General features: G+C 43.4%; 7 protein-coding genes. All 7 read right to left on the bottom strand.

Annotation, left to right across the window (positions count from 1 at the left end):
- Positions 1–2,735: CHAT domain-containing protein (locus ACM0OS_RS27500; RefSeq protein ID WP_414546352.1), on the bottom strand; the 2,735-nt coding region annotated here is incomplete at its 3' end.
- Positions 2,736–2,908: 173 nt separating this feature from the next.
- Positions 2,909–4,438 carry a YifB family Mg chelatase-like AAA ATPase gene (locus tag ACM0OS_RS27505; protein WP_414546353.1) on the bottom strand — a complete coding sequence of 510 codons (1,530 nt, stop codon included), beginning with the start codon at positions 4,436–4,438 and terminating at the stop codon, positions 2,909–2,911.
- A 458-nt stretch (positions 4,439–4,896) separates the two neighbouring features.
- Complete coding sequence (locus tag ACM0OS_RS27510) at positions 4,897–5,352, bottom strand: hypothetical protein (protein WP_414546354.1); 456 nt, start codon at positions 5,350–5,352, stop codon at positions 4,897–4,899.
- Positions 5,349–5,618: a hypothetical protein gene (locus tag ACM0OS_RS27515; protein WP_414546355.1), complete on the bottom strand. Its 270-nt coding sequence runs from the start codon at positions 5,616–5,618 to the stop codon at positions 5,349–5,351. Before ACM0OS_RS27515 ends, ACM0OS_RS27510 begins: the two co-directional genes overlap by 4 nt.
- Before the next feature lie 3 nt (positions 5,619–5,621).
- Positions 5,622–6,197, bottom strand: a complete 576-nt coding sequence (locus ACM0OS_RS27520) for a hypothetical protein (RefSeq protein ID WP_414546356.1) — start codon at positions 6,195–6,197, stop codon at positions 5,622–5,624.
- Between the two features lie 106 nt (positions 6,198–6,303).
- Positions 6,304–7,152 (bottom strand): hypothetical protein, encoded by an 849-nt coding sequence (locus ACM0OS_RS27525; RefSeq protein ID WP_414546357.1) that lies wholly within the window; start codon positions 7,150–7,152, stop codon positions 6,304–6,306.
- Positions 7,153–7,154: 2 nt separating this feature from the next.
- A partial coding sequence (locus tag ACM0OS_RS27530; RefSeq protein ID WP_414546358.1) for a hypothetical protein occupies positions 7,155–7,824 on the bottom strand: 670 nt, incomplete at its 5' end.

Here is a 7,824-nt window from a genome sequence, read left to right on the forward strand (position 1 = left end):
TCTCCCTGTTGCGCTTTTAATCGAGCCATGTTGTGTAGGGTGGTGGCTTTACCTCCGACATCGTTGATGCTTTCATAGATTTCCAAAGATTGCTGGTAAAGTGCGATCGCCCCGGCGATGTCTCCCTGTTGCGCTTTTAATCCCGCCATGTTGTTTAGAGTGGCGGCTTTTTCTTTTAAATCATCTTCTGGACAGAGTTTTAAGGCTTGTTCATAATCCGCCAACGCTTCTACAACAAAACCCAAAGTGTGTTCCGCCCTAGCAATAGTTCCCAAAATTCGGTAATCTGCACCCAATTGCAGAATTTCTCGGCATATCTCCCACGCTTCCACATATCGGCTGTTATTCACCCAGTGAGTTGCAATGCTATCCCCTACGCTAACGGCGATTTCTTTTTCCTGTCCCAACACCGCCAACCTAACAATTTCTCGCCCTTGTTCTTCGTTGGAGTTATCAGTTTCCTCCCACCAAGCTTGATAAATTTTACGGGTAGCAGCTTGACGCGTAGTTTGCCATTCTTCTTCAGTTAATATCGGTTGCAGCAACGGTTCTAAAATCGTCGTTACCCGATATTCGGCAATTTGCTGGGCGTAAGTTGTCGCTGATTCCACTAAGCTGAGGCTCATTAATTTGGGTAGGAAACCTAACCCCCCAACCCCTAAAGTGGGAGTTTGAAGCCCTGGGGAGAGGTTCTTAATTATTTCCTCCGTCACCGGGAGACGAAACACACTCAACCTAGCCAGAAACTTTTTTTCTTCATCCTCCAAAGCATTTAACAAAACTTCCGCCAAAATATCTTCCCGAAACTTGAGTTGCACACCCTCCAACTTTGTCAGCAACTCATCTGTAGCCAAATCTGGTAACTGCACAATTTCCACCAGCCACTTCAACAAGCGCGGATTTCCATCAGCAATTGTCAGGAGGCGCTGCTTTCTCACTTGCAACCTCACATCCTGATCCAATTGCCAATATATTTTATTAATATCCGCCTCACCCATCCCCTGCAAACTTTCCAAATGTAAGCGATGGGGTGGAAGAGTTTCTTCCTTGAGGTAGCGACAGGTAACAATTAACCGACTTTCTGCTTGATTCTCAGCCAAAGCTGCACACAAAGCTGCTAACACCTCGTAAGCTTCCGCAGTCATCCGCAGACTACCATCTGCTATATTCCCTTGGGGAATATTCTGCTCAAAGTCATCCAAAACCAACAACAAAGGCTGATCCTGTGTCTCTTCTATCGCCTCAAAAAAGTTTTGCAATCGCCCTTTAAAAGAAATTCCCGGCTGATTTAACAAAGCCGGCACACCCTCAAACCGTTCATACTTACTCGCCAGCTTGTTTATTAAACCCACCTCATTCACAGGCCCAATCAACACCACGCGCTGAAAATTGGGGCGTTGCGACTGCACCCGCGTACACAACCGCGCCGCCAGAGAACTTTTACCCAAACCCCCCATTCCCGCCAAAAACACGCCGATATGGTCGCTAGTTGCCCGCAAAGCCAACATTCCACGCTGCAAGGCTTTTCTGCGTCCGACAAATTCCCCCCGACTGGCAACTTTGACGATATTGTTTTCATCAAGAAATTCGCTTTCAGGTGGTGTAAATTTCAGTTTTTCGCGCCGTCTAGTTAGCAGAGTTGTAACTAATTCCTGAATCTGGCTTGTATCCCGATAAATCCGCAATAAATGCCAGTCGGAACATTCCTGAGTAATCATTTCCTGCTGTGCCGTTTTTACCGCATCTTCCACCGTCGCCCCCGTCGCCAAAGCTTGATACAGCGCTTGTGCAGCAATAATACCTGTCCTGTCAAACACCGGACGCGCCCAGCCCAAAACCACACCTACACCCGCTTTCACCAAAGCCTGCGCCATTGAGGGAACAGTACCATTATTAGCAAGTTGCCCAGTGTGACAGCCAGAGAGAAACACCACACGGGAAAAGCGTCCCCGAAAGGCTTTAGCTAAATCATCAACGGTAGTAAATTGTACACCTCCCACCTCATCTTCGGTGATGAAACAGGGAGTATAATCTTCAATTTTCCGACCTAGCGGCAGATAGCCTCCAAACTGCCTAGCCGTATAAATGACACCATGCCCAGTCAAATGGAACACATCAAAATAATCAGCGGGATATGACTGAACTAAATTCCCCAACTCAGCCACCGAGCCGCTTTCCTCCACAATCAACGCCAAAGGCTGCTCTTGTGTGGCTTTGAGAATATTCGCCTCTTCCTGCTCAAATTGTAGAGATGCAATTCCTGGGTGTTCTGGTGAAGTCGCCATAAACAACAGCCGCAACGGACGATTTTGCTGGGGAATAACTGGGTTATTTTGTTGCTTGACTGCCCTTACTGGTAAAAGTTTATGTAAAAATACTGTGCCATTGTGTAATAATTCCCAAGGTAAATGTGCTAAACCCAACGCCACCTTTTGAGTTTGGGGGTTTAAACCCTGTACTTCACTGGTTTGAATTAAATCTAAATATATTGTGCCGTGATTTTCTGCATTTAAAGCTTGGCGTAACCATCCTTCTTTACCATCCAACCAAGAATACAACTGACAGCCGATATCCTGTAACTGTGCGGTGTCATCCTTTTGTTGAGAATAGTATTTTTTCTCACACAAATTAATTAGACGACCTAACTGATTAGTATCAAGACGGCGGGTACCGTAATTGCAGCGCAGTTCAAAGGTCTGGTTTTGGCTGAGGGCAAAGGTAAAGGTGAAGGACATAGTTAAAAGTCACGGTTACTTAAGTAGTGACTATAATTACTGTCCTCATGATAGTCTTTGGCTGGGGAAAGTTGCGGCAAAAGACCAAAATTTCCGAATTTTTCCGGATAAATCTGGTATACAGGGATAAAATCAATACTAAAAATTATTGTTGCTGATTACCACTGGCTAAATTACTGCATCCTATCGATTGTGCGGTATTGAATCGCTTCAGCTATATGATTGGCTTTTAATTCATCTTCCCCTGCCAAATCTGCAATAGTCCGCCCTACTTTGAGAATACGATCGCTCGCCCTTGCCGATAACCCTAATTTTCTAATTGCTGCTTCCAATAAACTGCGGCTAGTATCATCTAACTTGCACCATGTCTGGAGATGACGACTTTGCATTTGGGCATTACACCGCAGATTTGGTTCATTTTGAAACCGGGTAGTGGCGCGATCGCGTGCTTGTTTGACTCGTTCCAAAACCGAAGTTGAAGCTTCTCCTGTGGGTTGTTGGGTAATTTCTTCTGGTTTTAGGCGATTAACTGCAACTTGTAAATCAATCCGATCCATTAAAGGCCCAGAAAGCTTGGCCCAATATTGTTCTCGTTGTCTGGGTGAACAAGTACATTGTTGAATAGTATCGCCATAGTAACCGCAAGGACAGGGATTGGTACTGGCTACCAAAGTAAACTGGGCGGGAAACGTCACAGATTGGCGGGTGCGGGAAATGGTTACATAGCCATCTTCTAAAGGTTGGCGCAAAAATTCTAAAACATCGCGCTTAAATTCCGTTAATTCATCCAAAAACAAAATACCTTGGTGAGATAACGAGATTTCCCCAGGACGAGGGAAACTACCACCACCCACAAGAGAAGGCCCAGACGCTGAATGGTGGGGACTGCGAAACGGGCGATCGCGTACTAAAGAACCACGATTTTTTAATAAACCAGCTACCGAGTGAATGCGCGTGACTTCTAAAGATTCGGCAAATTCCAAAGGTGGTAAAATACCCGGTAAACGTCGAGCTAACATCGTTTTCCCACTACCTGGAGGCCCGACAAAAATTAAATTGTGTCCCCCAGCAGCCGCAATTTCCAAAGCCCGACGAGCATGAGCCTGTCCTTTGACATCTTTTAAATCTGCACCAGGATAAGCTACTGTGGGCAACTCTTGGGGTTGATCTACCTGCACAGGCTGATAGCGCCCTGGATTATTTAATAAATTAACCACATCAGCGATATTTTTGCAGCCGTAAACAGCTAATCCTTCCACCACCGAAGCTTCTTGAGCATTATCAGCAGGAACCACTAAACCGCTAATTCCCATTTTTTTAGCAGTTGCAGCAATGGGTAAAACCCCAGCCACAGGACGCAAACTACCGTCTAGAGAAACTTCACCTAAGAATAGGTAATCGCCCAACAAATCAGCTCGAACTTGTTCAGAAGCCGCCAAAATCCCCACACTAATGGGCAAATCAAAACAAGGCCCTTCCTTTCGTAAATCTGCTGGCGTTAAGTTAATCACAATTTTCCGCATGGGAAAAGCAAAACCAGCATTTTTTAAAGTTGCTTTAACTCTTTCTTTGGATTCTTGAACCGCCGAATCTGGTAATCCCAACACCACAATTCCTGGTAAACCCCCGGAAACATCGACTTCCACGCCAACTTTGACGGCATCGATGCCTACAATAGATGCACTCCAGACTCTAGCAAGCATTTCTTCTATAAAAATAAACCTTTAAAATCTCTAGCAGATAAATAAATCAATCGGCATGGGTAAAACCACACAGACAATTCCACGATTGCTAAATTTAAAGATGAAATGCCACAATTACACCTCTTTAACTCTTCCTCTCTGCGACTCTGCGCCTCTGCGTGATACCAATTCATATTCTCAATAAGCAACACCGAAAAATTCATGCTACCGCTAAAATAATAATTTCTAGAAATGCAGCACCCTTGCAGTTTTTGAAATAGAAATCGCCTACTGACATCTTGCATCAGGCGACTGGAAGTCACGGCTACACAGACCAAACCCGCCTACGCGGGTTAAAAACCTTGATTTTTCGCTAGTCCGCGCAGGCGGACTTAGTTTGTATAGCCGCGATTTCTAATCGCCAGGACTAGGTGCTAGTGCCAAGATTATTTGCAAGGCATCCTTAACATCTACCGTCATTAGGTTAAAAGAGTATCAATTTTAGATTCAATTCTTGTCAGGTCATCAGCAATATCATTTGTATCAGGCCCGTCATATTGGTAAATCGTTATATTCACATCGATAAACCAAGGCGGCGGAATGTAAATAATGGTGTAATTTGATGTAACTTCCGGGAAAAATATCAAGTTTCTTTTGCTCAGAAATAATGGTCTTTCATCTGCAAAAGAATCGCCTAATGCTGTAGAAAAAATTTGTTTAAACCGTCCAGCATAGCGCCAAATCTTCCCCACTGGGACGGTTGTAGAGATATTGACTAAAATAATAGGCTTGTTGAAAATAACCGGAACTATTACTTCGGTCAATTTGGCATAAATATTTTTACCGTCCACCATTTCTATAACGGTGGGAGGGATAGAGTTGGCGTATTGGAGAGAGAAATTATCCCCATTTTGCAACTCTAGCGTCCTGCTCATCTGCACCCCACACGCATAATTAACTCGGTGTGATCGCAAAATTCACCGACAATCTCGAATGGATCAGGAATGCCATTGAATTGCAAAATATCGCAATAATCACTCAGCGATATTTTGTTATCAAGCCAGTCCCTAGCAGCCTGGTTAATATTGACCATTCCCCAAAAATCAGCATGATCATGCTCACTGTCAAGCCCGACCGCCAGCAAATCAATATCATCTTGGGGAGTCCATATAATGCCAGTTCTCTGAGCTATCTTGCTCATACGTTACGCACCTTCTGGTGTGAACTTATCAGAACGTTTAGCTGGTGCAGTTGCGGCATCACGCCAAGTATTAGCCTGAGGGGTGATAATCAGCAAAGCGGCTGCATAATCTTGTCCGCCAACAGATTGCCCAAAAGGTGCTGAGTAGGTGTCTACATCAGGTTTTAGATAGCTGCGTTTTGTGATGCGGCTTTGTTTTTTGACAAAACTTTCCCGCACAGTAAACGACAATCTTGCAGCTTTAAACCGTCTGTATTCAATTGCGCCTCCTGCTGGTGCTGCCTCCTGGTCGTCGATGTAAAAATTATCAAGTACAGTAGCTAGACTGTTTCCAACTGAAGCTCCTTGGCCTTCCTGTATTTTCTTCAGAACCGGCATGGTTATATATTTGAGGGCTGCTCCCACTTGGTTAAAAGGGGACAAGAACCCCATAGCCCGTTCTGGCTTAGATCTCTTTGTTTCATCCGTAATAGCAGCGAACGCCGCTTGCTTTGCATCTGGGCTGAGTGCTTGCCATGCTTTGTAATTGTCGTAGGCGGCTTTTTGGGATTCATAACGGCGTAAATCACGAAAACTCATAAATTCACTTATTGGTGTTATTTTTTACGCCTACCATAAGTGATGTTTTCACTTCTTTCCCTGACCAGAAACCTATTAGGTTTCGTTGATATTTGGCAGACATTTTTTACAACCACTCAACTAGTGATTGATTTCTCAGTGTGGTGTCAATCAGGAATACAGGAGGTATAAGATTTCCAAATGAGATATAAGCGTATCTAAACCGAAGTATGGCTACTGGTCTGTAACGCCTGTTATTGCGCTGCTTACCCAAGATAGTTGTTTTTCCTGCGGTCGCTGTAGTTGTACTTGGCTTATCCGGATCGTTAACGACGATATGACTATCACCCGAATAAGGTACGTCAATGGCGTTGCACATTTTTGAGTATATATTCACCGCATCAGCCTTAGAGTTGACCAAAAGATAATTGCCTTTAGGAAAACCGTTGTCAGGGTCAGTGTAGCTGGCTGATTTATTCCCAGTGGTGTAAGTAATTCCTTTTTTATTATCTAAGAATAAGGTTTTAATTTCGTTGGCAATTGCTATCATGTCAGTTCTAGTAATAGCAGGTTTCACACCTCCGGTTGAAGATGAAAACTTCATTAATCTGCAACTTTTCTCATGTTCAATTAATGGTTCATCTGTTGGTTGTGCTGCTGCATCTTGTGAAAAGTGCAAGAATAGTTGGGGGTGTCCTGCCACTGGTGGGGCAGTATCAAACTTGCTGCCATAAACAACAGCAAGATTTTTACGGCTGTAACCAATGACGTTAAAAAATAAATTATGACGCATACTCATCATTGCATCATTATCATTGTCATCAATTCGACATGCTAATTTTAATGATGGTCTTGTCCCTGATAAGTCCCCGTTCCCATTTACATCACTAAAATATCTATCTACACGCCTATTGAACTCAGTTTTATAAGTCTGTTGCAGGTGTTCAAAGGCGTTAAAATCGTCTGGTAGAGACATTATTAATCCTCTCCGTCAAACAAATCTGAGAAATTAAATGGTAAGGGCTGAGAAATGGTTTTACCCTGTTCTTCCTTAGCTTTTAGTTGGTCTGGTTCTGGAGTTGGGGCAGGTTTATTTTCTGGCTTATCATCTTCTTTTATAGCTTTTACAAATTCAGTGGAAGCTGTTGTAAATTCAGTGGTAGCATTAATAACATCCAGCGGTGCTTGCGTTACCATTTGAATCGTACTTGCACCATTTTGTAAGTTTTCTAAAAGTTGAGTAACACGATTGAATTTAGGCTGTGGGTTCATCCAGCCGTAAGCATTTTCTAAAATTACTCCACCCTTTTTCAAAGCGTTTCCTATTCTTCCTGTATAAGCTGCTATTAATTCAGAAGCTTGTAGGATAGTTTGGGATAAGTTCAGAAAACTATTTAGAACGTTACTAGTAGCCTGATAAATGCGATTAGCTTTAGCCCATGCAGTTGTAAGGGATGTGTAATTCTCTGTGCCAACAATTCCTTTGATGACATTTTCTACGGTATTTCCAATGATTTGACTCACATTTAATGGTTGTCCTTTATCATCTTTAATACCAATAAGTGTCAACACATTCGCTAGTGCTTGTCCAAGTGTCTGCCCGATATCATTAGATAACTGAACCGCATTATGAACAGTTGCAGCAAAG

This window comes from Nostoc sp. CCY0012, from assembly GCF_963920855.1.
In the GTDB taxonomy this organism is placed as follows: domain Bacteria; phylum Cyanobacteriota; class Cyanobacteriia; order Cyanobacteriales; family Nostocaceae; genus Cyanocohniella.